The organism is Agrobacterium sp. DSM 25558, from assembly GCF_900100825.1.
In the GTDB taxonomy this organism is placed as follows: Bacteria; Pseudomonadota; Alphaproteobacteria; order Rhizobiales; family Rhizobiaceae; genus Agrobacterium.
The window spans coordinates 1-1,345 of record NZ_FMUD01000084.1; the positions used below are offsets into that span (position 1 = coordinate 1).

Annotated in this window: 2 protein-coding genes; both read left to right on the forward strand. The window is 52.9% G+C overall.

From position 1 onward, the window contains the following. Positions 1-44 precede the first annotated feature (44 nt). Positions 45-335 carry a hypothetical protein gene (locus DSM25558_RS27545; protein ID WP_077107784.1) on the forward strand — a complete coding sequence of 97 codons (291 nt, stop codon included), beginning with the start codon at positions 45-47 and terminating at the stop codon, positions 333-335. A gap of 101 nt (positions 336-436) precedes the next feature. Beyond that, a partial coding sequence (locus DSM25558_RS27550; protein WP_077107785.1) for an HD-GYP domain-containing protein occupies positions 437-1,345 on the forward strand: 909 nt, incomplete at its 3' end.

The window sequence follows — 1,345 nt, forward strand, 5'->3', positions numbered from 1 at the left end:
GTTGTTTGGCGCGGGGCCATCATCACTCAGCCCTTTGAAACACTATGAGTCATCCCAAAGCCCTGATCGGTGAATGGGAGCTATATCGACAACTCGTTGACGCGGTCCGCGCGCCGCTACGGATGGTGAATTTTATGGCAGCTATACTTAATTTTCCCAAGCAGCGTGCACGCGGTGCTGTATTGCGAAACCATATCGAGACATTACAAAACGCGAAACCGGACACGCCTGACCCTGTTACCGAGAGCATTATCGCTCTCATGGAACAGATCCAGCGCGTAAATGCCTCGATTGCAACATATATGGCCGAAACCGGCACAACAGGCAAACGCTAGTTCGGCAGGTAACAACTGATTAGACAGCCCACTGCTGATCGACATTCCTATGGTTTCTTTGTCCCAACCCCTCAACAGTCCAATACGGGAGCTACGCAATCGTGCTCAAGCGCATCAAACCCACGCAAGTGCGTCTCGGTATGTTCATTGAAGCAGTTGACGGAGAGTGGGAACGGCAGCCGTTTTGGCGGAGCCGATTTCTATTGGACAATCCCGATGACGTCATGACGCTCAAAGCCAGCGGTGTCAAAGGCGTCATTATCAACACCGACGGCGGCACAGACCTTGTCAGCGCCGTGGCTGGAGGAAGACGCCACGCCGTATCCAAAGCTCAACTAACACGCGCATTGAAAACGATCGAAGAATCCAAGCCTTTGATAAAAGCGATGTTTGACGACGTCAGAATGGGCAACAGCGTTCCAATCGATACCGCGACGACGGTCGTTGAGCATATTGCTATATGCATGACAGACAGTTCACGGGCGTTGATCGCGGTCACCAGACTTAAGAGCAGGGACGAATATACGTTCCTGCATTCGATTGCGGTAACCGCGCTGATGGTGCATTTCGGGCGATCGATCGAGATTGGCGAGCAACTTTCCCAGACCCTGGCAATGGGCGGATTGCTGCACGATGTCGGAAAAGTAAAAATACCCCTCGATATCCTGAACAAGGCAGGGCCGTTGTCCGACGAGGAAATGGCACAGATGCGCCAACACCCTCAGCGCGGCTACGACCTCCTGTCACGCCAAACCGACATGCCCGACGCTGTGCTCGACATTTGTCGTCATCATCATGAGAGACCGGATGGAAGAGGATATCCACAAGGTCTGGCTGGAAAGCAGATCAGTGTGCCTGTTCGCATTGCATCCATCTGCGATGTTTACGATGCGCTGACGTCAAAGCGCCCCTACAAAAAGGCTTGGACACCCGCACAGGCGGCAGAATTTATGGCTGCACAAAAGGGACAGTTCGACGGTCCATTACTCAAGCGATTTTTCTGTTGTCTG